Origin of the sequence: Bradyrhizobium sp. INPA03-11B (assembly GCF_040446015.1) — a bacterium.
Taxonomy (GTDB): Bacteria; Pseudomonadota; Alphaproteobacteria; order Rhizobiales; family Xanthobacteraceae; genus Bradyrhizobium; species Bradyrhizobium macuxiense_A.
Genome location: NZ_JASGSR010000016.1, coordinates 30995 through 54794, shown reverse-complemented (window position 1 = coordinate 54794; position 23800 = coordinate 30995). Strand labels below are relative to the sequence as shown.

Here is a 23800-nt window from a genome sequence, read left to right as displayed (position 1 = left end):
CCTTGGATGCGGAGCGGGGAGTGTCCCAGTCACTCCACCGCCGCATACACCCCATTGCGCACCAGCGAGCGGGTGTATTCGCGCTGGCCCGGGCCCTGCATCATGAAGACCGCGATCAGGTCTTCGCTCGGATCGATCCAGAAGAACGTGCCGGCCATGCCGCTCCAGAAATACTGGCCGAGCGAGCCGGAGAACGGCGCGATGCCCTGCTGCATGCGCACCGCGAAGCCGAGGCCGAAGCTGTGGCCGGGCGACACCAGCGTGCCCTGAACCTTGACGCCGGCGCCGAGGTGATCGGAGGCCATGAATTCGAGCGTCTTGCGGCCGATGATCCTGGTGCCGTCGAGCGAACCGCCATTGAGCAGCATCTGCGCGAAGCGGGCATAGTCCATCGTGGTCGAAACCAGTCCGCCGCCGCCGGATTCCATCGCCGGCTTCTCCAGCATGTTGAACAGCTGCACCTTCTCATTGGTCCAGGGATCGTTGGCAAACGCCTCGGCCAGCCGGCCGGCATTGGCTTCCCCGGTGTGGAAGGCGGTCTCGTTCATTTGCAGCGGCGCGAGAATCCGTTCGGTGAGGAATTCGCCGAGCGTTTTGCCGCTGACGACCTCGATGATGCGGCCGAGGATGTCGGTGGAGCGGCTGTAGTTCCACTCGGCGCCGGGCTGGCAGACCAGCGGCATGGCGGCGAGCATGGTGGCGTGCTCGGCATTGGTGATCTTGCGGCTGCGCAGCCGCGACTGCTTGTAGAGCTCCTGCACCGGGCCGTTGCCGGTGTGGTCATACGTCAAACCCGACGTGTGGCGCAGCAGGTCCTGGATCGTCATCTGCCGCGTGACCGGGACCAGCTCGAGCTTGCCGTCGCGTTCGACGCCGACCTTGGTCTCGGCGAATTCGGGGATGAACTTCGCGACGGGATCGTTGAGCAGGAAGTGGCCGTCCTCCAGCAGCTGCATGATGCCGACCGAGACGATCGGCTTGGTCATCGAGAAGATGCGGAAGATCGTGTCATGCGTCATCGGCGCACTGGCGGCCGGGCCTTGCCGGCCGATCGCGTCGAACCAGCCGATCTGGCCGCGCCGTGCCACCAGCACCGTGAAGCCAGGCGCGGTTCCCTTGTCGACCTCGCGCTTGAAGGTGTCGGACAGCGCCTGCAGCCGCGCGCTCGACAGCCCGATCGATTCGGGCTTGGCGAGAGGGAGGGACGGGGTGGTCGGGCTGGCGGCATGCTTGGTGGCGGTTTGGGCGTTCATGGTCTCTCCCTGGTTCTTGATTCTTGCGGCGAGGTGCCGGCATGACGTGATGGCCGAAGTCTGGCGCAGAAGTTTTGCAATGAACAGAAGCTTCGCTGCTTCGCCCTTGCAAACCGGCCATGCCCTGTGCTTGAAACGGCGCGAACCGGCGGCGACGCTGGTTCCCTGCAGGAGTGTAGCTCAATTGGTAGAGCACCGGTCTCCAAAACCGGGGGTCGCAGGTTCGAGCCCTGCCACTCCTGCCAGCTTTTAGCCAACAATTTGAATGCCTTGCCCGAGGTCCTGGACCCCGGCCATGATCATTTTGACTTACTTGATCAGCGGGCAGCCGCCGTCCTTGAGCGGCCGGAACGCCTGCTCGCCGGGCACCTCGGCGAGCACCTTGTAGTAATCCCACGGCGCCTTTGATTCCTCGGGCTTCTTGACCTCGAACAGGAACATCGAGTGCACCATGCGGCCGTCTTCGCGCACCACGCCGTTATCGGTGAAGGCGTCGCGGACCGGGGTCGCGCGCATCTTCGCCAAAACCTGTTTGGTCTCCTTGGTGCCGGCGGCCTTCACCGCGTTGAGGTAGTGCAGGGTGGCGCTGTAGGTCGCGGCCTGGTTCATGGTCGGCATCCGCTTGGTGCGCTCGAAGAAGCGCTTGCCGAAGGCGCGGGTGCGGTCGTTGAGATCCCAATAGTAGGCCTCGGTGATGATCAGGCCTTGCGCGAGCTTCAGCCCGAGGCTGTGGATGTCGGAGATGAACATCACGATCCCGGCGAGGTTCTGCCCGCCCGCAACGACGCCGAATTCGGCGGCCTGCTTGATCGCGTTGATGGTATCGCCGCCGCCATTGGCGAGGCCGACGATCTTCGCCTTCGACGACTGCGCCTGCAGCAGGAAGGAGGAGAAGTCCGGCGTGTTGAGCGGGTGACGGGCGCTGCCGAGCACCTTGCCGCCGGCGGCGCGGACCACGTCGCCAGTGTCGCGCTCGATCGAGTGGCCGAACACGTAGTCGGCGGTGATGAAGAACCAGGTGTCGCCGCCGTTCTTCACGATCGCGCTGCCGACGGTGTGGGCGTTGGCGTAGGTGTCGTAGGTCCAGTGCAGCGTGTAGGGCGAGCAGGATTTTCCGGTGATGTCGGAGCTCGCCGCGTCCGTCACGATCATGATCTTCTCGAACTGCTTCGACATCTCCATGCCGGCGAGCGCGGTCGCCGAGGTCGGCATGTCGATGATCATGTCGACGTTCTCGGCCTCGTACCATTTGCGGGTGATGGTGGCGGCGACATCGGCCTTGTTGAGGGCATCGGCGGTGATGAGCTCGATCGGCTTGCCGAACATCGAGCCGCCGAACTCCTCGATCGCCATCTTGGTGGCCTCGACATTCCCGGCGCCGCCGATGTCGGAATAGACCGACTGGAAATCGGTCAGCACGCCGATCTTGAGCGGCGTCTGTTGCGCGAGCGCGGGTCCGGCCCACGCCGCGGCGAGCAGGCCGGCGGCGGACAGACTCGTGGCGATAGATTTCATGGCGATGCGTCCTCCCAGGGTGTTCTTATCGGTTTGTCCGACAAAGCTAGATTTGCCCAGTTCCAGTGTCAATTCCGGTCGGCTGGGTGCGACAATCCGGCTTGAAATGGCCTATTTGACGCTCCGAACGTCTTCTTCTATCCTTTGTCCGACAAACGACAATCGGGAGCCCAAGGTGGCCGCTACGCCGTTGTTCCGGCGCATCGACGTTGCGCCGGCGTACCGGAAGGTCGCCGACGCGATCGAACGCGAGATCATCAACGGCCGCATCAAGCCGGGCGAGCCGATCGGCACCGAGCAGCAGCTGGTCGCGCAGTTCGGCGTCAACCGCTCGACGGTGCGCGAAGGCATTCGCGTGCTTGAGGAGGGCGGGCTGATCCGCCGCGATTCCAGCCGCCGCCTGCAGGCCTGCCTGCCACGCTACAACAAGCTCGCCACGCGATTGTCGCGCGCGTTGATCCTGCACGAGGTCACGTTCCGCGAATTGTTCGAGACCTCGATGACGCTGGAGGTCGCGAGCGTCGAGGGCGCGGTGGAGCGCGCGACCGAAGAGAATATCGCCGAGCTCACCGGCAATCTCGAACGCAGCGCTGATGTCGTCGGCAATCCCGCCGGGCTCGCCGAGCTCGATGCGGAATTCCACGTGCTGATGGCCAAGGCCTCGCAGAACCGCGTGCTGCAGCTCGCGCGTGAGCCCGCCGCGCAACTGTTCTTTCCGACCACCGAGATGATCGTCGGCGGCGTGCCCGAAGGCGGCGCGCGCCTCGTCGAGGCGCATCGCCATATCCTCGATGCGATCACGCGGCGCGACAAGGAGGCCGGCGTGCTGTGGACGCGGCGGCATCTGCAGGACTGGCGGCGCGGCTTCGAGAAGATCGCCTCGCTCGATCGCTCGGTCGAGCACACCTACATGGAACACGCCTACGCCGCACGGCAATAGCCACGGCTAGGCAAACACCAGACAACGACAAAAAGCACATTCGGGAGGGACATATGAGCGACAACATCGCAGCAACCATTCAGCGCGCCCGCGAGCACAGCATTGGCGACCTCTTGCGCCGGTCTGCAAAGCGCTATCCCAACAAGACCGCGCTGATCTGCGGCGAGGTCAGCTGGACCTTCGCGGAGATGGACGCGATCTGCAATCGGCTCGGGCGCGGCTTGCTTGGCCTCGGCGTTGCGAAGGGCGACCGCGTCGCGGTGCTGTCGCGCAACTCGCACGGCTTCGCGGCGTTGCGCTTCGCGGTGGCGCGGATCGGCGCGATCCTGGTGCCGATCAACTTCATGCTCAATCCCGACGAGATCAATTTCATCCTCGCCAATTCCGGCGCCAAGCTGCTCGCGGTCGGGCCCGATTTCGTGGAGACCGCGCATGCCGCCGCGGCCAAGGGCTCAGCGGTCGAAACCCTGATCTGGCTGCCGGGCGAGGACCCGGCCACCGCGCCCGACGGCATCACGACATTCGACAGCCTGCTGCACAGCGACGCCTCAGCGCCGGATGTCTCGATCGACAGCCGCGATCCCGCGCAGATCATCTACACCAGCGGCACAGAATCGCTGCCGAAGGGCGCAATCCTCACCCATGAAGCCGTGATGTGGCAGTATGTCAGCTGCATCATCGATGGCGGCATGGCGAGCGACGACACCGTGTTGCACGCGCTGCCGCTCTATCATTGCGCGCAGCTCGACGTGTTCCTGGGACCCGCGATCTATCTCGGCGCCACCAGCCTCATCACCGGCAAGCCGGTGCCAGACAACGTCCTCGCGCTGATCGCGGCGCACAAGATCAATTCGTTCTTCGCGCCGCCGACGATCTGGATCGCGATGCTGCGCTCGCCGGCTTTTGACCGCACTGACCTGTCGACCCTGCGCAAGGGCTATTACGGCGCCTCGATCATGCCGGTCGAGGTGCTGCTCGAATTGCAGCGCCGGCTGCCCGACGTGAAGTTCTGGAATTTCTACGGCCAGACCGAGATCGCGCCGCTCGCGACCGTGCTGACGCCGGAGGACCAGCTGCCGAAGGCCGGCTCCGCCGGCAAGCCCGCGATCAATGTCGAGACCCGGGTGGTCAAGCCCGACATGACCGACGTCGCGGTAGGCGAAGTCGGCGAGATCGTGCACCGCTCGCCGCATCTGTTGTCCGGCTACTACAACGATCCGGTCAAGACCGCGGCCGCGTTCGCCGGTGGCTGGTTTCATTCCGGCGATCTCGCGACCGTCGACGCCGATGGCTACATCACCGTCGTCGACCGGGTGAAGGACATGATCAAGAGCGGCGGCGAGAACGTTGCGAGCCGCGAGGTCGAGGAGATGATCTACCGGCTGCCTGAAGTGTCGGAGGTTGCGGTGGTCGGACTGCCCGATCCGCGCTGGATCGAGGCGGTGACCGCGATCGTCGTGGTCAAAGCCGGCGAGAGCCTCGATGCCGACGCCGTCATCAAGCACTGCGCGGCGTCGATGGCCCATTTCAAGGTGCCGAAGCGTGTCATCTTCGTCGACAGCCTGCCGAAGAACCCGAGCGGCAAGCTGCTCAAGCGCGAACTGCGGCAGCGCTATGTCGGCGGCGCGACGCTGGATCAGGCGGTCCAGAAGAGCTTTGCCGGGTAATCGGCCCGGCGGCCGCGGCGGATGGCCGGGGGCAATGGACCTCGGGCCGTGCGCCTAAGTGCTTGATTTGAGGGGCTCTGTCCCGGTCCGCCGCAGGCGCGGCCGGGGCCGGGCGCGACGGTGCCGATCTTGACGTTTGGCTCCTCTCGCAGTAGATACGCGGCACTCGCAGCCGGCCCGCTTTGATGGCGGATATCCGGCGCGGCCTAATTCCCCGAACATTCGAGCTCGTTTATCGGCTCAACCTTCCAAACGAGGGCTGGGTCCGCAAGGTCGGCTGTTCGGATTCCTTGAAACGTTGCAATCGTCCGGAGACGGACGCGGATCTCACGATGGCTTTCAGCCCGTTCAAATTCCTTCAGGAAGTGCGCTCGGAGACCGCCAAGGTCACCTGGCCGACGCGCCGCGAGACGACGATCACCACCATCATGGTGTTCGTGATGGTGGCGCTGGCCTCGATCTTCTTCTTCGCCGCAGATCAGATCATCCGTTATCTGATCACCCTGATACTGGGCATCCACTGATGAGCATGGGAACTCAATTGATGGACAAGCGCTGGTACATCGTTCACGCCTATTCGAACTTCGAGAAGAAGGTTCAGGAATCAATCCGCGAGCAGGCCAAGCAGCGCGGGCTGGAAGAGCTGTTCGAGCAGATTCTCGTGCCGACCGAAAAGGTCACCGAGGTGCGGCGCGGCCGCAAGATCGACGCCGAGCGCAAGTTCTTCCCGGGCTATGTGCTGGTGAAGATGAAGCTGACCGACGAGGCGTTCCATCTGATCAAGAACACCCCGAAGGTGACCGGCTTCCTCGGCGCGGAAAACAAGCCGATGCCGATTTCGGAAGCCGAGGCGATGCGGATCCTGCACCAGGTGCAGGAGGGCGTGGAGCGTCCGAAGGCGTCGGTGTCGTTCGAAATCGGCGAGAACGTGCGCGTGGCCGACGGCCCGTTCGCCTCGTTCTCCGGCGTGGTGGAAGAAATCGACGAGGCGCGCTCGCGCGTGAAGGTCGCGGTGTCGATCTTCGGCCGCGCGACCCCCGTGGAACTGGAATTCGGTCAGGTCGAAAAGGTGGTCTGACCGGACGGCGTGGGGTATATGCCTCGCGTCAAGTAAGAGGCCGTGGGAGGGAGGAGGCGGTCGCCAGCCCCCTTCAACCGAACCACGGAACCTGAAACCGCCGGCACCGTCCGGCACAACAGGAGTGATAGATGGCAAAGAAAGTGACCGGATACCTGAAGCTTCAGGTCCCGGCCGGTGCGGCGAATCCTTCGCCCCCGATCGGTCCCGCGCTTGGTCAGCGCGGTCTGAACATCATGGAGTTCTGCAAGGCGTTCAACGCCCAGACCCAGAAGGAAGAGAAGAACACCCCGATCCCGGTGATCATCACGATCTATGCGGACCGGTCCTTCACCTTCGAAATGAAGACCCCTCCGATGTCCTACTTCCTCAAGCAGGCCGCCAAGATCCAGTCCGGGTCGAAGGCGCCGGGCCGTGACAAGGCCGGTGCGGTGACCAAGGCGCAGGTGCGCGAGATCGCCGAGAAGAAGATGAAGGACTTGAATTGCGACACCATCGAATCGGCCATGAAGATGGTCGAGGGCTCTGCCCGCTCGATGGGTCTGGAAGTTGCGGGGTAACGGGCCATGACAATCGGAAAGCGTCTGAAGAAGGCCCGCGAGGGTGTCGATCGCGAGAAGCTCTACCCGCTCGCGGACGCCATCAAGATGGTCAAGGAGCGCGCCAAGTCGAAGTTCGACGAGACGATCGAGATCGCGATCAATCTCGGCGTCGACCCGCGCCACGCCGACCAGATGGTCCGCGGCGTCGTCAACCTGCCGAACGGCACGGGCCGCACGCTGCGCGTCGGCGTGTTTGCGCGCGGCGCCAAGGCTGAGGAAGCCAAGGCCGCGGGTGCCGACGTCGTCGGTGCCGAAGACCTGGTCGAGAAGGTGCAGGGCGGTGCGATCGATTTCGATCGTTGTATCGCGACCCCCGACATGATGCCGCTGGTCGGCCGCCTCGGTAAGGTGCTCGGTCCGCGCGGCATGATGCCGAACCCGAAGATCGGCACCGTGACCATGGACGTCACCAACGCCGTGAAGGGCGCCAAGGGCGGCTCGGTCGAGTTCCGCGTCGAGAAGGCCGGCATCGTGCAGGCCGGCATCGGCAAGGCCTCGTTCTCCGAGGACAAGCTGGTCGAGAACGTCAAGGCGCTCGCCGACGCGGTCTCCAAGGCGAAGCCGGCGGGTTCCAAGGGCACCTACATTCAGCGCGTGGCGGTTTCCTCCACCATGGGCCCAGGCGTGAAGGTCGAGCCGGGCACGATCCTCGGCTGAAGCCTTTGACCGTGACGAGATAAAGAGGGGCGGGATCGGGCAACCGGTTCCGCCCTTTGTTCTTGCCAGAGCGTTTTCGAGCGAAGTGGGTACCGGTTCGCGTGAAGAAAACGCGTCAAACAAGACCCTGAAGTGTCTCGCAGGAAACAACAACAATGCCCGATAAGGTCCTGGTCTATTCGCGCTTTCCCAAGGCCCAGCTGATCCGCTTCGGCGAGCGCTATGAACTGCTCAATGCGGCAGGCAAGCGGCTGGACGAGGCTTTCCCGGCGGCCGACCTTGCCGAGATCCGCGCCATGATCACCGCGGGCGGCACGGCGCTCGGTGCTGATGCCATGGATCGGCTGCCGAAGCTCGGCGCGATCGTCTGCTACGGCACCGGCTATGACGGCGTCGATCTCGCCGCCGCCGCCCGGCGCGGCATCGCGGTGGGCCATAGTCCGGGTGCCAATGCGGCATCGGTTGCCGACACGGCAGTGACCCTGATGCTGGCGTCGGTGCGGCGTCTGCTGGTGGCCGATCATTACGTGCGGAGCGGTGACTGGGCCGGTGCGAAGCCGTCACCGATGATGCGGCCGCAGGCGGGCATGCGCGGCCGCAAGGTCGGCGTCTACGGGATGGGCGAGATCGGCCGCAAGATCGCGAGCCGCGTCGCCGCCTTCGAGACCGAGGTCGGCTATTTCAGCCGCTCGAAGCACGACGTGCCCTACCAGTATTTTCCGACGCTGGAGGCGCTCGCCGACTGGTGCAGCGTGCTGATGATCGCCGTACGCGCCGGTGCCGAGACCGAGCACGCAGTCAACGCCGATATCCTGCGCCGGCTCGGCAGCGACGGCTTTGTGGTCAACATCTCGCGCGGCTCCGTCATCGACCAGCCGGCGCTGGTCGCGGCGCTGACCGACGGGGTGATCGCCGGCGCCGGTCTCGACGTCTTCGCCCGGGAGCCGCATGCACCTGACGCGCTGACCGGGCTGCCGAACGTGGTGTTGTCGCCGCATCTCGGCGGCCATACCCTGGAATCGCATGTGGCGATGCAGGACTGCGTGCTCGCCAATCTCGATGCGTTCTTTGCCGGCAAGCCGCTGCCGTATAAGGTGAGGGGCGCTTGAGTGCCTGCTGGTTCCCGTCTCGGAACCGGTATCCGGTCGTCATATTAAACTGGTCCAATATTTGCTCTTGGCAAGTACGGCAGGACCGGCTACATAGCGCCTTCCGGGCGTGCTGGCACTTGCTGGCATGTCCGTGCTCGCATTCCGAAAACCTGAGATGATAGGAGATCATTCCTTTCCGCATGCCCGCAAGGATGCTCGAAAGGAAGGAGACCCGTCGCCTCGGAACGGAGTAAGAGCAGGGGCCTTCAGCGTGCTGAAGTGCCTCGATCCTGTCCAAGACTGCAGGCGCCCGCGAGAACTTCGTGTTTTCAACGGCTTAATCGCATGGCCTGCATAGACGGGTGAAGACCGGATTTTGCACTCCACGCCGCGATCTGTCGCGGCTTGATAGGCTGGTTTGGTTCGAACCTCGACAGCCCATGGCCGCAAGGCTCTGGGAGGGCAGGCTTCTAGATGTCGTCTTGCCCGGCATGTCCGAAGGGTCTTAGCGACCCTCCGGATCAGGTTTAGGGCGGGACGATGGGTGCAACCCGGCGGTCCTGCCTTCGCGGAAAGGCCGCCAACCGGAAAGAGCTTGCTGTGGAACGAGCGGCAAAAAAAGAGTCGGTCGAACAACTTAACGAGGTCTTCAAGACCACGTCGGTTGCGATCGTTGCTCACTATTCCGGCCTCACCGTGGCCCAGATGCAGAAGCTGCGCATGCAGATGAAGCAGGCGGGTGCATCGGTGAAGGTCTCGAAGAACCGTCTCGCCAAAATTGCTCTTGAAGGCACTGACGTCGTTGCCATCGGCTCCCTGCTGAAGGGGCCGACCGTGATCGCTACTTCGAACGATCCGGTTGCGGCGCCAAAGGTTGCCGTCGAATTCGCCAAGGCGAACGAGAAGTTCGTCATCCTCGGCGGCTCGATGGGTAAAACCGTCCTGAATGTCGACAGCGTGAAGGCGCTTGCCTCACTGCCGTCGCTCGACGAACTGCGCGGTAGGATCGTTGGCCTCCTCGTGGCGCCGGCGACCAAGCTTGCTCAGCTGTCCAACGCGCCCGCGGCCAAGCTCGCACGCGTCATTCAGGCTCATGCCTCAAAGAGCGAAGCGGCCTGACCCCTTCGCTAATCTCAAACCTGGTTCGAACCAAACGCTTAAGGAACTGAACAATGGCTGATCTGCAGAAAATCGTCGACGACCTCTCGAGCCTCACCGTGCTCGAAGCGGCCGAACTCGCCAAGCTCCTCGAAGAAAAGTGGGGCGTGTCCGCCGCTGCCGCCGTCGCGGTTGCTGGCCCGGCTGCCGGCGGCGCTGCCGCTGCTCCGGCTGAAGAGAAGACCGACTTCACCGTCGTGCTGGCTGCTGCCGGCGACAAGAAGATCGAAGTCATCAAGGAAGTCCGCGCCATCACGGGCCTCGGCCTGAAGGAAGCCAAGGACCTCGTCGAAGGCGCTCCGAAGCCCGTCAAGGAAGGCGTCAACAAGGAAGAAGCCGACAAGATCAAGGCCCAGCTCGAGAAGGCTGGCGCCAAGGTCGAGCTCAAGTAATGTGCGATCCGGGAGCGCCGCAGGGCGCTCCCGGGCCATGCAAACGGCGTGCGACAGGTTGTCGCGTAGCATGCCGGACACAAAAAAGTGTGGGGATCCGTGGACTTAACCCTCGAATCTCCTTTATTGCCATCCCATATCGGTTTGGCAGCGGAAAAACACGGTAGGCGGCGGGGGCGGCAGGGTCCCTGGCGGAAGCCGTTGGGAGACAGTCAGATTTCGGGCTTTTTCAGTCCGTAAAGCGGAGCGTTTGGACGAGCGGGTGCAGTGATGCGCCCCGCGCGTTGTTTTGCGTTTTGGAGGTGGTTGGGGCCGGGACGGGGATTTAATTCCTGACTTTGCGCTTCGTTCCTTCGAGACGATTCGAAATTCAACCCGGGGGCCGACGGCAGTCGTGTCCCGGAAGGTTCGCCCCACAAAGGCGACGAAAATGAGAGGCCACGATGGCGCAGCAGACATTCACCGGTCGCAAACGCGTACGCAAGTTTTTCGGTCACATCAAGGAAGTCGCCGAGATGCCGAACCTCATCGAGGTTCAGAAGGCGTCCTATGACCAGTTCCTGATGGTTGACGAGCCGGCCGGCGGCCGCCTCGACGAGGGCCTGCAGGCGGTGTTCCGTTCGGTGTTCCCGATCTCGGATTTCTCCGGCACCTCGATGCTCGAATTCGTTCGCTACGAATTCGAACAGCCGAAGTACGACGTCGACGAGTGCCGCCAGCGCGGCATGACCTTCGCTGCGCCGCTCAAGGTGACGCTGCGCCTCATCGTGTTCGATATCGACGAGGAAACCGGCGCCAAGTCGGTGAAGGATATCAAGGAGCAGGACGTCTACATGGGCGACATCCCGCTCATGACGATGAACGGCACCTTCGTCGTCAACGGCACCGAGCGCGTCATCGTCTCGCAGATGCATCGTTCGCCGGGCGTGTTCTTCGACCACGACAAGGGCAAGACCCATTCGTCCGGCAAGCTGCTGTTTGCCGCGCGCGTGATTCCGTATCGCGGTTCCTGGCTCGACATCGAGTTCGACGCCAAGGACATCGTGTTCGCGCGCATCGACCGCCGCCGCAAGCTGCCGGTGACCTCGCTGATGTACGCGCTCGGTCTCGACGGCGAGCAGATCCTGTCGACCTTCTACAAGAAGATCACCTACAAGCGGACCAAGGACGGATGGCGCGTGCCGTTCGATGCCAACCGCTTCCGCGGCTATTCGACCGTCAACGACCTGATCGACGCCGACACCGGCAAGGTGGTGCTCGAGGCCGGCAAGAAGCTGACCGTGCGCCAGGCGCGCCAGCTGCAGGAGAAGGGCCTCAAGGCGCTGCGCATGTCGGACGAGGAGCTCGTCGGCAACTACCTCGCCGAGGATCTCGTCAACCCGAAGACCGGTGAAATCTACGCCGAAGCCGGCGAGGAGATCACCGAGAAGTCGCTCAAGGTGCTCAACGAGCAGGGCTACAAGGACCTGCCGCTGCTCGACATCGACCACGTCAATGTCGGCGCCTACATCCGCAACACGCTGTCGGCCGACAAGAACATGACGCGTGAGGACGCGCTGTTCGACATCTACCGCGTGATGCGTCCGGGCGAGCCGCCGACGCTGGATTCGGCGCAGGCGATGTTCCAGTCGCTGTTCTTCGATGCCGAGCGCTACGACCTTTCCGCGGTCGGCCGCGTCAAGATGAACATGCGCCTCGAGCTCGATGCGCCCGACACCCATCGCACGCTGCGCAAGGAAGACATCCTGGCGGTCATCAAGACGCTGGTCGACCTGCGCGACGGCAAGGGCGAGATCGACGACATCGACCACCTCGGCAACCGCCGGGTGCGCTCGGTCGGCGAGCTGATGGAGAACCAGTACCGGATCGGCCTGCTCCGCATGGAGCGCGCCATCAAGGAGCGCATGTCGAGCGTCGATATCGACACCGTGATGCCGCAGGACCTGATCAACGCCAAGCCCGCGGCCGCCGCGGTGCGCGAGTTCTTCGGTTCCTCGCAGCTGTCGCAGTTCATGGACCAGACCAACCCGCTGTCGGAGATCACCCACAAGCGGCGCCTGTCGGCGCTTGGACCGGGCGGTCTGACCCGCGAGCGTGCCGGCTTCGAAGTCCGCGACGTGCATCCGACGCATTACGGCCGTATCTGCCCGATCGAAACGCCGGAAGGTCCGAACATCGGCCTGATCAACTCGCTGGCGACGTTCGCGCGCGTCAACAAGTACGGCTTCGTCGAGACGCCCTATCGCAAGATCAAGGACGGCCGCGTCACCGACGAGGTGGTCTATCTGTCGGCGATGGAAGAGGGGCGCTACCGCGTCGCGCAGGCCAACGTGCCGCTCGATGCCAAGGGCCGCTTCACCGATGATCTGGTGGTCTGCCGTCATGCCGGCGAAGTGCTGCCGGTGACGCCGGACAAGGTCGACTACATGGACGTGTCGCCGAAGCAGCTGGTTTCGGTCGCCGCGGCGCTGATCCCGTTCCTCGAGAACGACGACGCCAACCGCGCGCTGATGGGCTCGAACATGCAGCGCCAGGCGGTGCCGCTGGTTCGCGCCGAGGCGCCGTTCGTCGGCACCGGCATGGAAGGCGTGGTCGCCCGTGACTCCGGTGCTGCGATCGCAGCCCGCCGTTCGGGCGTGATCGACCAGATCGACGCCACCCGCGTCGTGATCCGCGCCACCGAGGATCTCGATCCGACCAAGTCGGGCGTCGATATCTACCGGTTGATGAAGTACCAGCGCTCCAACCAGTCGACCTGCATCAACCAGCGTCCGCTGGTGAAGGTCGGCGACATCGTCAAGAAGGGCGACATCATCGCTGACGGTCCGTCGACCGATCTCGGCGAGCTCGCGCTCGGCCGCAACGTGCTGGTCGCGTTCATGCCCTGGAACGGCTACAACTTCGAAGACTCGATCCTGCTCTCCGAGCGGATCGTGAAGGACGACGTGTTTACGTCGATCCATATCGAAGAATTCGAGGTGATGGCCCGCGACACCAAGCTCGGGCCTGAGGAAATCACCCGCGATATTCCGAACGTCTCGGAAGAAGCGCTGAAGAACCTCGACGAAGCCGGTATCGTCTACATCGGTGCGGAAGTTCGCGCCGGCGACATCCTGGTCGGCAAGATCACGCCGAAGGGCGAGAGCCCGATGACGCCGGAAGAGAAGCTGCTCCGCGCCATCTTCGGCGAGAAGGCCTCCGACGTCCGCGACACCTCGCTACGCGTGCCTCCGGGCGTGCAGGGCACCATCGTGGAAGTCCGCGTGTTCAACCGCCACGGCGTCGACAAGGACGAACGTGCGCTGGCGATCGAGCGGGAAGAGATCGAGCGTCTGGCCAAGGACCGCGACGACGAGCAGGCGATTCTGGACCGCAACGTCTACAACCGCCTCGCCGAGTTGCTGGAGAACCGTCAGGGCATCGCCGGCCCGAAGGGCTTCAAGAAGGATACCAAGATCACCCGCGCGGTGCTCGACGAGTATCCGAAGTCGCAGTGGTGGCTGTTCGCCTCGCCGAACGACAAGCTGATGGCCGAGATCGAGGCCATGCGGAAGCAGTACGACGAGTCGAAGAAGGGCCTCGAGCAGCGCTTCCTCGACAAGGTCGAGAAGCTGCAGCGTGGCGACGAGTTGCCGCCCGGCGTGATGAAGATGGTCAAGGTCTTCGTCGCGGTGAAGCGCAAGATCCAGCCCGGCGACAAGATGGCCGGCCGTCACGGCAACAAGGGCGTGGTGTCGAAGATCGTGCCGATCGAGGACATGCCGTTCCTCGAGGACGGTACGCATGCGGACATCGTGCTCAATCCGCTCGGCGTGCCGTCGCGCATGAACGTCGGGCAGATCCTCGAGACGCATCTCGGTTGGGCCTGCGCCGGCCTCGGCAAGCGCATCGGCCAGACCATCGACGCCTATTATCAGAGGCAGGATCTCAAGCCGCTGCGCGAGACCCTGAAGAAGATCTACGGCGAGGATGAAACCATCAAGTCGCTGAACGACAACGAACTGCTGGAGCTCGGCCGCAACCTGAGCCACGGCGTGCCGATCGCCACCCCGGTGTTCGACGGCGCCAAGGAAGCCGACATCGAGGAGATGCTGAAGCTCGCGGGCTTCGACGCCTCCGGCCAGTCGACCGTCTATGACGGCCGTACCGGCGATGCGTTCGATCGCAAGGTGACGATGGGCTACATCTACATGCTCAAGCTGCACCATCTCGTGGACGACAAGATCCACGCGCGTTCGATCGGTCCGTACTCGCTCGTCACCCAGCAGCCGCTGGGCGGCAAGGCGCAGTTCGGCGGCCAGCGCTTCGGCGAAATGGAGGTCTGGGCGCTGGAAGCCTACGGCGCCGCCTACACGCTGCAGGAGATGCTGACCGTGAAGTCGGACGACGTCGCCGGCCGTACCAAGGTGTACGAGGCGATCGTGCGCGGCGACGACACCTTCGAGGCCGGTATTCCGGAATCGTTCAACGTGCTGGTCAAGGAAATGCGCTCGCTCGGCCTCAACGTCGACCTGCACAATTCCAAGGTGGGACCGGCGCCGACGTCGGAAGCGGCCGAGTAACGCTGTGATTGATGCCCGGCGCGACATGCGCCGGGCCTTCGCGCTCCGCTCGGACGTTGAGCGGGGCGCGCGCTGACTAAAACTCTCGAATTTGCTGCCGGTGACGATCGGCACGCGAGGAGAAGACCATGAATCAAGAGATTATGAATCTTTTCAATCCGACGACGCCGGCTCAGGTCTTCGACCAGATCCGGATTTCGATCGCGTCTCCGGAGAAGATTCTGTCCTGGTCGTACGGCGAGATCAAGAAGCCGGAGACCATCAACTACCGCACCTTCAAGCCGGAGCGCGACGGCCTGTTCTGCGCGCGCATCTTCGGGCCGATCAAGGACTACGAGTGCTTGTGCGGCAAGTACAAGCGGATGAAGTACAAGGGTATCATCTGCGAGAAGTGCTCGGTCGAGGTGACGCTGTCGCGCGTCCGGCGCGAGCGCATGGGCCATATCGAGCTGGCGGCTCCGGTCGCCCACATCTGGTTCTTGAAGTCGCTGCCGTCGCGCATCGGCCTGCTGCTCGACATGACGCTGAAGGATCTCGAGCGGATCCTGTACTTCGAATACTACGTCGTGCTGGAGCCGGGTCTCACCGCGCTGAAGGACCGTCAGCTGCTGTCGGAAGACGAGTATCTGAAGGCGCAGGACGAGTACGGCCAGGACAGCTTCACCGCCATGATCGGCGCCGAGGCGATCCGCGAGCTGCTCAAGGGTCTCGAGCTCGAGAAGCTCGAGGCGACGCTGCGTGCCGACATGGCGGAGACCGACTCCGACATCAAGCACAAGAAGCTCGCCAAGCGTCTGAAGATCGTCGAGGCCTTCCGCGTCTCCGGCAACAAGCCGGAATGGATGATCATGACGGTCGTGCCGGTGATCCCGCCGGACCTGCGTCCGCTGGTGCCGCTCGACGGCGGCCGGTTCGCGACCTCGGACCTCAACGACCTGTATCGCCGCGTCATCAACCGCAACAACCGCCTGAAGCGGCTGATGGAGCTGCGGGCGCCCGACATCATCATCCGCAACGAAAAGCGCATGCTGCAGGAGGCCGTCGACGCGCTGTTCGACAACGGCCGCCGCGGCCGCGTCATCACGGGCGCCAACAAGCGCCCGCTGAAGTCGCTCGCCGACATGCTGAAGGGCAAGCAGGGCCGGTTCCGTCAGAACCTGCTCGGCAAGCGCGTCGACTATTCGGGCCGTTCGGTGATCGTGGTCGGTCCCGAGCTGCGCCTGCATCAGTGCGGCTTGCCGAAGAAGATGGCGCTCGAACTGTTCAAGCCGTTCATCTACTCGCGCCTCGACGCCAAGGGCCTGTCCACCACGGTGAAGCAGGCCAAGAAGCTGGTCGAGAAGGAGCGTCCGGAGGTCTGGGACATCCTCGATGAGGTGATCCGCGAGCATCCGGTGCTGCTCAACCGCGCGCCGACGCTGCATCGCCTCGGCATCCAGGCGTTCGAGCCGGTGCTGATCGAGGGCAAGGCGATCCAGCTGCATCCGCTGGTCTGCGCCGCCTTCAACGCAGACTTCGACGGCGACCAGATGGCCGTGCACGTTCCGCTGTCGCTCGAAGCGCAGCTGGAAGCGCGCGTCCTGATGATGTCGACCAACAACATCCTGCATCCGGCGAACGGCCAGCCGATCATCGTGCCGTCGCAGGACATCGTGCTCGGCCTCTACTACGTCTCGATCATGCGCGAAGGCCTGCCCGGCGAGGGCAAGATCTTCGGCGACATGGCCGAGCTCGAGCACGCCCTGCATTCGAAGGTCATCCACCTCCACACCAAGATCAAGTACCGGTGGGAAGGCCTCGACGAGGAAGGCAAGCTGTCGAAGCGGTGGATCGAAACCACCGCGGGCCGCGTCATGCTCGGCAACCTGCTGCCGAAGAGCACCAAGATCTCGTACGACATCATCAACAAGCTGATGACCAAGCGCGAGATCTCCGGCGTGATCGACCAGGTCTACCGGCACTGCGGTCAGAAGGAGACGGTGATCTTCTGCGACCGCATCATGGCACTCGGCTTCTACAACGCCTTCAAGGCGGGCATCTCGTTCGGCAAGGACGACATGGTCGTGCCGGCGTCGAAGTGGAAGATCGTGGACCAGACCCGTACGCTGGCGAAGGATTTCGAGCAGCAGTACAATGACGGCCTGATCACCCATGGCGAGAAGTACAACAAGGTCGTCGACGCCTGGTCGAAGGCCGGTGAAGAAGTCGCCAAGGCGATGATGAAGGAGATCTCGTCGACCAAGAAGACGGCGGCGGGAGCCGATGCCGACATCAACTCGATCTACATGATGGCGCACTCCGGCGCGCGTGGTTCGCCGGCGCAGATGCGCCAGCTCGCCGGCATGCGCGGCCTGATGGCCAAGCCGTCGGGCGAGATCATCGAGACGCCGATCATTTCCAACTTCAAGGAAGGTCTGTCGGTGCTCGAGTACTTCAACTCGACCCACGGCGCCCGCAAGGGCCTCGCGGACACCGCGTTGAAGACCGCGAACTCCGGCTACCTCACCCGTCGTCTGGTCGACGTCGCGCAGGACTGCATCATCACGCAGACCGATTGCGGCACCAAGCTCGGCATCAAGATGCGCGCCATCGTCGATGCCGGCACCGTGGTCGCCTCGCTCGGCTCGCGCATCCTGGGCCGCACGGCCTGCGATGACGTGCGCGATCCCGCCACCAACGAGGTCGTCGTCAAGCGCGACACCTTGATGGAGGAGAGCCATGTCGACGCGATCCAGCAGGCCGGCATCCAGGAGGTGAAGATCCGCTCGGCACTGACCTGCGAGCTGATCAACGGCATCTGCGCCAAGTGCTACGGCCGCGATCTGGCCCGCGGCACCCCGGTCAACCACGGTGAGGCCGTCGGCGTCATCGCGGCGCAGTCGATCGGTGAGCCCGGTACGCAGCTGACGATGCGCACGTTCCACATCGGCGGCGCGGCCCAGCTCAACGAGCAGTCGTTCGTCGAATCGAACTTCGACGGCAAGATCGTGATCAAGAACAAGGCCATCGCCCGCAACAGCGAAGGCAGCCTGATCGCGATGGTGCGCAACATGGTTGTTGCGATCGTCGATGCCGACGGCGCCGAGCGTGCAACCCACCGTATTCAGTACGGTTCGAAGATGCACGTCGACGACGGCGACATGGTCAAGCGCGGCCAGCGCATCGCGGAGTGGGATCCCTATACCCGCCCGGTGCTCACCGAAGTCGAGGGCACGATCGGATTCGAGGACCTGGTCGAAGGCCAGTCGATCTCGGAAACGCTCGACGAATCGACCGGTATTGCCAAGCGCGTGGTCATCGACTGGCGCACGACGCGCGGCGGCTCGGACCTGCGTCCGGCCATCGTGGTCAAGGGCAAGGACGGCAAGGTGCTGAAACTCGCGCGTGGCGGCGATGCCCGCTACATGCTGTCGGTCGACGGCATTCTGTCGGTCGACATCGGCGCGAAGGTGATGCCCGGCGACATCCTGGCGCGTATCTCGACCGAGAGCGCCAAGACGCGTGACATCACCGGCGGTCTGCCGCGGGTGGCGGAACTGTTCGAGGCTCGCAAGCCGAAGGATGCGGCGATCATCGCGGAAACCGCGGGAACGATCCGCTTCGGCCGCGACTACAAGAACAAGCGCCGCATCTCGATCGAGCCGATGGACAAGACCGAGGAGCCGCGCGAGTACCTGATCCCGAAGGGCAAGCACATCCACCTTCAGGACGGCGATATCGTCGAAAAGGGCGATTTCATCGTCGAAGGCAATCCGGCGCCGCACGACATCCTGGCGATCAAGGGCATCGAGGAACTCGCTGCCTATCTGGTCAACGAAATCCAGGAGGTCTACCGGTTGCAGGGCGTGCTCATCAACGACAAGCACATCGAGGTGATTGTCCGTCAGATGCTGCAGAAGGTCGAAGTCACCGACCAGGGCGACACCGACATGATCTCGGGCGAGCAGGTCGACAAGATCGAGTTCGACGCGCTCAACACCAAGGCCAAGGAGGAGGGCAAGAAGCCCGCCACGGGTACGCCGGTTCTGCTCGGCATCACCAAGGCGAGCTTGCAGACCCGCTCGTTCTTCTCGGCGGCGTCGTTCCAGGAGACCACGCGCGTGCTCACCGAGGCTGCCGTCAACGGCAAGATCGACCCGCTCGAAGGCCTCAAGGAGAACGTCATTGTCGGCCGCCTGATCCCGGCCGGCACCGGCGCCTCGATGGCGCGGATCCGCGAAGTCGCGGTCAAGCGCGACAAGCTGATCCTCGACGAGCGCGAGAAGCAGCAGGCGGCGATCGTGCCGACGGCTCCGGAAGCGGAGCCGCTGGCGCTGCCGCCCGCGGAATAGGCCTCCGCAAGACTACGGTAATGGCGAGAAGGCCGGCGTTTTTGCCGGCCTTTTTGCTGCTTTCTTTCCCTGCTGCGGTGCAGGGACGCAGTTTGTTCATCTTCCCTTCAGGCAAAAAAGTGCTTTTGCTAGGGTGACTTAGACCGGCCGTTTGGCTGCCGGCAGCGACGGAATCCATATGCTCGACTTGGCTATCGTAGGCGGCGGCCCCGGGGGGCTGATGAGCGCCTGGTATTTGAAGCGCAAACTCGGCGACCTCTGCCGCGTCACCATCTTCGAGGCGTCGAACCGTCTCGGCGGCAAGATCGTCACGCGCAAATTCGACAGCGCGCCCGCGATGTACGAGGCCGGCGTGGCCGAGATCTACGACTACTCGATGACGGGACCCGACCCGCTGCGCGAGCTGATCCAGCATTTCGGCCTGCAGACGATCCCGATGGATGCCGAGCAGGTGCACCTCGACGGCGAGCTGCTCGCCGACGTCCCGGGCATGCGCCGCAAATACGGCGCGAAGACCGCGGCCGCGATCGAGGCATTCCGCAAGCGCTGCGCCGACCTGGTGTCGCCGCACGAGTATTACGAGGGCATCGGCGCCCACGACAACGAGCACCCGTGGGCCTACAAGACCGCCGAGCAGATCCTCGACGAGGAGGTCGAGGACGCGACCGCCAAGCGGTTCTTCAAGGTGATGGCGCGCTCCGACATCGCGACCGAGAGCCACAACACCAACGGCCTCAACGCGCTGAAGAACTACGTGATGGATGTCGACGGCTATATCGGCCTGTATTCGATCCAGAACGGCAACGAGCAGCTGATCGATTGCCTGCGCTCGGAGGTCAGCGCCGACATCCAGCTCAACCATCGCGTCCTCAAGGTCGGCAAGACCGCGGCCGGACGCTACCAGCTCAACATGATGAACGGCAAGGGGCCGGAGACGCGCGACTTCGACCTCGTGCTGGTCTGCCTGCCGCATTCCTGGCTCGCGACCATGCGCTGGGACGGCGAGCAGCTGCGCAAGTCGATGGTCAAGCACGTCGCCTATTTCGACCGGCCCGCGCACTATCTGCGTGTCTCGATCCTGTTCGACGAGCCGTTCTGGGGCGAGAAGATCCCCGGCGCCTGGTTCATGTCGGAGGCGTTCGGCGGCTGCTGCGTCTACAATGAGGGCGCGCGCCACGACGTCGGCAAGCACGGCGTGCTGAACTGGCTGATCGCCGGCTCCGACGCGCTCGCCTACGCCAATCTCAGCGACGAGGAGCTGATCGACGCCGCGCTGAAGTCGCTGCCGGCCTCGCTCGGCGATGCGCGCGAACACTTCCTCGAAGGCAAGACCCACCGCTGGCTGTCGTCGGTCAATGCGCTGCCGGGCGGCTTGCCGGTGCGCGACGTCATGACCAACCATCGTCCGGACCCGAAGGAGCACCCCGGCCTCGTCGTGGTGGGCGACTATCTGTTCGATTCGACGCTGAACGGGCTGCTCGATTCCTCCGATGCCGCGACCGACATCGTCGTCACCGAGATGATGCGGCTGCGCCGCGCCCGCGCGCAGGACGAAGGCACGCTGTCCGACAAGATCGACCGCGCCTATTTCGACAATTATCGCGGCGCCGGTCCCTACGGCGAAGTCTGGCGCAACTTCACCGACCCGGCCTATCTGACCGACCTGATCAAGACGGTCTGGGGCAGGGCGAAGGGCTACAAGCTCTTGATCGCCGGCTCCGCCAGCGGCGAGCTGCTCGGCGCGCTGCGCGAGCGCGGCATCGATGCCTGGGGCATCGAGAACAACCGCTACATCCACGGCAAGACGCCGAAGGCGCTCAAGAAGTACAACAAGCTCGGCTCGATCGCCGACATGCCGTTCAAGGACAATGAGTTCGACTTCGTGTTCGAGACCTCGCTGTGCCATCTCGGCGAGAAGCAGGTCGTGCGCGGGGTGCGCGAGGTCAACCGCGTGGTCAAGACCGGCGTCGTGTTCGCGTCGGTGACCTCGGACATGGCGCCGGCGGTGATCGATCGCTACGACCTGCTGCGCGGCGTGAAGAAGCTCGGCACCTGGTGGGAATGGTCGGAACTGTTCTTCGGCAACGGCTTCGACCTGTCGATGCACCGCCGCGACTGCACCGATGCGCTGTGGACGTTGACGCTCGCCGCCAACAAGGGGCCGGGGCAGTGGTACGCCGACTCCGACAGCCTGCGCTATTCGTTCTTCGACAAGGTCGAGGCCGACCTCGACGACTAGCGACAGCGGTTAGCGCCAAGACGCGCAGGATCCAGCGCAAGGCGATCGGCCTTGCGCCGACCAATTGTCGAACGACGGCCCAACCTGTGATCCCGAATCCACGGGACGGTGTCGCTGCGCGTCGCGCTGTTGCAAACGCTTTGCCGAATTCTCTGTGATCGCATAGAATTGCGGCCGCAGCGTTGTGAGCTGCGGTTTCGATTTGCGGTCATGCCGGCCGTGGAGCATCGGTTGGTTTCATGGCGCCAAGACCTCCTGCATCAAGACCTCCTGCATCAGACGATCCGACGAGATCGGCGGCCGACGATCTCGAGCTGAAGAAGAAGCCGGCGCCCGTGCCCGGTCCGCCTGCGGCGGCAGCCTCCGCGAAGCCCGCCGCAGCACCGGCCGACGACGAAGATGAGGACGACGAGGAGGAGGACGAGTTCGAGCTTGACGATGATGATGACGAGGATCTCGTCGTCTTCACCGCCAAGGAAGCCGCCGGCGCGCTGTCGACGATCTATGGCTTCATCAGGCCGATCCTGACCAACTACAAGAAGCCGCTCGCGTTCGTCACCATCGGCGTGCTGGTCGAGACGTTGTTCAACGTCATCATGCCGCTCAGCCTGAAATTCCTGATCGACGACGCGCTCGGCGAAGAGGACTTCCAGGCGCTCTACAAGATCCTCGGCGTGCTCGCGGTCGCCGGCATCGTCACCTCGATCATCGCGGTCTGGTACGAGCGCTGGGATGCGCGGCTTGGCGCCGGCATCATCGCCGACGTCCGGACCCGGATCTTCGAGCACGTCCAGAACCTGCCCTCGGCCTATTTCGCGCGCACAAAGCGCGGCGAGATCCTGTCACGCTTCTCGATCGACCTGTCGGCCTTCGAAGGCTCGGTCAAGACCTTCGCCAACAGCGCAGCGCTGCCGGGCTTCGAATTGATCGCCGGCATCATCCTGATGCTGTTCCTGAACTGGCAGCTGGCCGCGGTCGCCTTGCTGGTGTTTCCGATCACGCTGATCGGGCCGCGCATCCTGACGCCGAAGGCGGTGCAGGCCAACTACGAGCAGAAGCAGAACGAAGCCGCGCTGCTGGGAACCGTGCAGGAGAACGTCGCCGCGCAGGCGGTGGTGAAGGCGTTCAACCTGCAGCGCCGGGCGCTCGGCTGGTTCACGCTGCGCAACCGCGACGTCCGGGCCAAGGCCGCCTCAGCCATGTTCCTGTCGACCATGGTGGAGCGCACCGTCACCATCGCGGTGTTGCTGCTCCACCTCGTGGTGCTGGCGATCGGCGCCTACCTCGCCACCAAGGGGCAGATCACGATCGGCACCTTCGTGACCTTCGAGAGCGCGTTCTGGGAGGTGTCGTACAACATCGCCCATCTCATGCATTTCATCCCGGTCTCGATCTCGTCGGCGGCGGCGGTGCGGCACATCCAGGAACTGCTCGACGAGCCGACCCGCGGCGCCGACCGTCCCGGTGCGCCGGATCTGCCGCGGATCACCAACGACATCTCGTTCGAGCGCGTCACCTTCCAGTATGAGGGGACGCAGACGCCGGTGCTCGACAATCTCAGCCTCAAGCTCAATGCCGGCAAGAGCATTGCGATCGTAGGTCCCAGCGGCTCCGGCAAGAGCACGCTGATCAACCTGATTCTGCGGCTCTACGTGCCGGACGAGGGCCGCGTCGCCATCGACGGCGTCGATATCCGCCGGGTGACGCGCGAGTCGCTGCGGGCGAACATGGCGGTCGTGTTCCAGGAGAACATGCTGTTCAACATGTCGATCCGCGAGAACATCCGGCTCGGCAAGGAAGGGGCCACCGACGCGGAGGTTGAGGACGCCGCCAAGAAGGCCGAGATCCATCGCTACATCATGAGCCTGCCGCAGCGCTACGACACGTCGGTCGGCGAACGCGGCGATACCTTGTCCGGTGGCCAGCGCCAGCGCATCGCGATCGCGCGCGCGCTCATCCGCAATCCATCGGTACTGTTGCTCGACGAGGCGACCTCGGCGCTGGACCAAACGACGGAGGCCGCGATCAACCGCACGCTGCTCAAGGTCGCGGAGGGCCGCACCATGATCTGGTCGACGCACCGTCTGACCTCGGTGGTCGAGATGGACGAGATCATCGTGATCTCAGGTGGCAGGGCGATCGAACGCGGCTCGCACGAGGAGCTGCTGTCCCGGAATGGCGTCTACCGCAAGCTGTGGGACGACCAGGGACACGTGCATCACGACGCGGACGACGAAGACGATGACGACGAGGATGACGACGACGACGAGGATGAGGACGAAGACGAGGAGGCGTGACGCCCGCGCCTCGCAGCA

The 23800-nt window shown here is 64.0% G+C and carries 15 protein-coding genes and 1 tRNA gene; 14 read left to right on the top strand and 2 right to left on the bottom strand.

Annotated elements, in window-relative coordinates:
* Window positions 1–29 precede the first annotated feature (29 nt).
* Window positions 30–1253, bottom strand: coding sequence for a serine hydrolase domain-containing protein (locus QMZ05_RS09220; protein ID WP_353700473.1), 1224 nt, complete (start codon window positions 1251–1253; stop codon window positions 30–32).
* A 169-nt stretch (window positions 1254–1422) separates the two neighbouring features.
* Between QMZ05_RS09220 and QMZ05_RS09215 the strand changes: the two genes are divergently transcribed.
* Window positions 1423–1498 (top strand) — tRNA-Trp (locus QMZ05_RS09215).
* A 64-nt stretch (window positions 1499–1562) separates the two neighbouring features.
* Here QMZ05_RS09215 and QMZ05_RS09210 read toward each other — a convergent pair.
* Window positions 1563–2768 (bottom strand): ABC transporter substrate-binding protein, encoded by a 1206-nt coding sequence (locus tag QMZ05_RS09210; protein WP_353700472.1) that lies wholly within the window; start codon window positions 2766–2768, stop codon window positions 1563–1565.
* Between the two features lie 175 nt (window positions 2769–2943).
* On the opposite strand from QMZ05_RS09210, the gene QMZ05_RS09205 reads away from it, so the two are divergent.
* The 13 genes from QMZ05_RS09205 to QMZ05_RS09145 all read left to right on the top strand — a co-directional run bounded on the left by QMZ05_RS09205 (window position 2944) and on the right by QMZ05_RS09145 (window position 23782).
* The gene (locus QMZ05_RS09205; protein ID WP_353700471.1) at window positions 2944–3708 is read left to right on the top strand and encodes an FCD domain-containing protein; all 765 of its coding nucleotides are present in this window, start codon (window positions 2944–2946) and stop codon (window positions 3706–3708) included.
* A 53-nt stretch (window positions 3709–3761) separates the two neighbouring features.
* Window positions 3762–5375, top strand: a complete 1614-nt coding sequence (locus QMZ05_RS09200; RefSeq protein WP_353700470.1) for an acyl-CoA synthetase — start codon at window positions 3762–3764, stop codon at window positions 5373–5375.
* 332 nt (window positions 5376–5707) lie between these two features.
* Window positions 5708–5899: a preprotein translocase subunit SecE gene (gene secE, locus QMZ05_RS09195; protein WP_016840554.1), complete on the top strand. Its 192-nt coding sequence runs from the start codon at window positions 5708–5710 to the stop codon at window positions 5897–5899.
* Window positions 5900–5919: 20 nt separating this feature from the next.
* Window positions 5920–6453 (top strand): transcription termination/antitermination protein NusG, encoded by a 534-nt coding sequence (gene nusG, locus QMZ05_RS09190; protein WP_021081670.1) that lies wholly within the window; start codon window positions 5920–5922, stop codon window positions 6451–6453.
* Between the two features lie 131 nt (window positions 6454–6584).
* Window positions 6585–7013, top strand: coding sequence for a 50S ribosomal protein L11 (gene rplK, locus QMZ05_RS09185; protein WP_050420385.1), 429 nt, complete (start codon window positions 6585–6587; stop codon window positions 7011–7013).
* A gap of 6 nt (window positions 7014–7019) precedes the next feature.
* Entirely contained in the window at window positions 7020–7712 is a 693-nt protein-coding gene (rplA, locus tag QMZ05_RS09180; RefSeq protein ID WP_021081669.1) for a 50S ribosomal protein L1, read from the top strand.
* Between the two features lie 155 nt (window positions 7713–7867).
* The gene (locus QMZ05_RS09175; RefSeq protein ID WP_353700469.1) at window positions 7868–8821 is read left to right on the top strand and encodes a 2-hydroxyacid dehydrogenase; all 954 of its coding nucleotides are present in this window, start codon (window positions 7868–7870) and stop codon (window positions 8819–8821) included.
* A gap of 582 nt (window positions 8822–9403) precedes the next feature.
* The gene (gene rplJ, locus QMZ05_RS09170) at window positions 9404–9922 is read left to right on the top strand and encodes a 50S ribosomal protein L10 (RefSeq protein ID WP_353700508.1); all 519 of its coding nucleotides are present in this window, start codon (window positions 9404–9406) and stop codon (window positions 9920–9922) included.
* Between the two features lie 53 nt (window positions 9923–9975).
* A complete protein-coding gene (gene rplL / locus QMZ05_RS09165) occupies window positions 9976–10353 on the top strand; it encodes a 50S ribosomal protein L7/L12 (protein WP_050402243.1) in 378 nt (125 codons plus the stop codon).
* Between the two features lie 443 nt (window positions 10354–10796).
* Window positions 10797–14915, top strand: a complete 4119-nt coding sequence (gene rpoB / locus QMZ05_RS09160) for a DNA-directed RNA polymerase subunit beta (RefSeq protein ID WP_095735104.1) — start codon at window positions 10797–10799, stop codon at window positions 14913–14915.
* A 128-nt stretch (window positions 14916–15043) separates the two neighbouring features.
* Window positions 15044–19246: a DNA-directed RNA polymerase subunit beta' gene (rpoC, locus tag QMZ05_RS09155; RefSeq protein WP_353700468.1), complete on the top strand. Its 4203-nt coding sequence runs from the start codon at window positions 15044–15046 to the stop codon at window positions 19244–19246.
* 178 nt (window positions 19247–19424) lie between these two features.
* On the top strand, window positions 19425–21485 hold the full coding sequence (locus QMZ05_RS09150) for an FAD-dependent oxidoreductase (RefSeq protein WP_353700467.1): 2061 nt from the start codon (window positions 19425–19427) through the stop codon (window positions 21483–21485).
* Window positions 21486–21724: 239 nt separating this feature from the next.
* The gene (locus tag QMZ05_RS09145) at window positions 21725–23782 is read left to right on the top strand and encodes an ABC transporter ATP-binding protein (RefSeq protein ID WP_353700466.1); all 2058 of its coding nucleotides are present in this window, start codon (window positions 21725–21727) and stop codon (window positions 23780–23782) included.
* Window positions 23783–23800 lie beyond the last annotated feature (18 nt).

Coding starts and splice junctions, on each gene's coding strand:
- nusG (WP_021081670.1), top strand. CDS start 5,920: ATGGACAAGCGCTGGTACATCGTTCACGCCTATTCGAACTTCGAGAAG.
- rpoB (WP_095735104.1), top strand. CDS start 10,797: ATGGCGCAGCAGACATTCACCGGTCGCAAACGCGTACGCAAGTTTTTC.
- rplK (WP_050420385.1), top strand. CDS start 6,585: ATGGCAAAGAAAGTGACCGGATACCTGAAGCTTCAGGTCCCGGCCGGT.
- QMZ05_RS09210 (WP_353700472.1), bottom strand. CDS start 2,768: ATGAAATCTATCGCCACGAGTCTGTCCGCCGCCGGCCTGCTCGCCGCG.
- rpoC (WP_353700468.1), top strand. CDS start 15,044: ATGAATCAAGAGATTATGAATCTTTTCAATCCGACGACGCCGGCTCAG.
- rplA (WP_021081669.1), top strand. CDS start 7,020: ATGACAATCGGAAAGCGTCTGAAGAAGGCCCGCGAGGGTGTCGATCGC.
- QMZ05_RS09175 (WP_353700469.1), top strand. CDS start 7,868: ATGCCCGATAAGGTCCTGGTCTATTCGCGCTTTCCCAAGGCCCAGCTG.
- QMZ05_RS09220 (WP_353700473.1), bottom strand. CDS start 1,253: ATGAACGCCCAAACCGCCACCAAGCATGCCGCCAGCCCGACCACCCCG.
- QMZ05_RS09150 (WP_353700467.1), top strand. CDS start 19,425: ATGCTCGACTTGGCTATCGTAGGCGGCGGCCCCGGGGGGCTGATGAGC.
- QMZ05_RS09145 (WP_353700466.1), top strand. CDS start 21,725: ATGGCGCCAAGACCTCCTGCATCAAGACCTCCTGCATCAGACGATCCG.
- QMZ05_RS09200 (WP_353700470.1), top strand. CDS start 3,762: ATGAGCGACAACATCGCAGCAACCATTCAGCGCGCCCGCGAGCACAGC.
- rplL (WP_050402243.1), top strand. CDS start 9,976: ATGGCTGATCTGCAGAAAATCGTCGACGACCTCTCGAGCCTCACCGTG.
- secE (WP_016840554.1), top strand. CDS start 5,708: ATGGCTTTCAGCCCGTTCAAATTCCTTCAGGAAGTGCGCTCGGAGACC.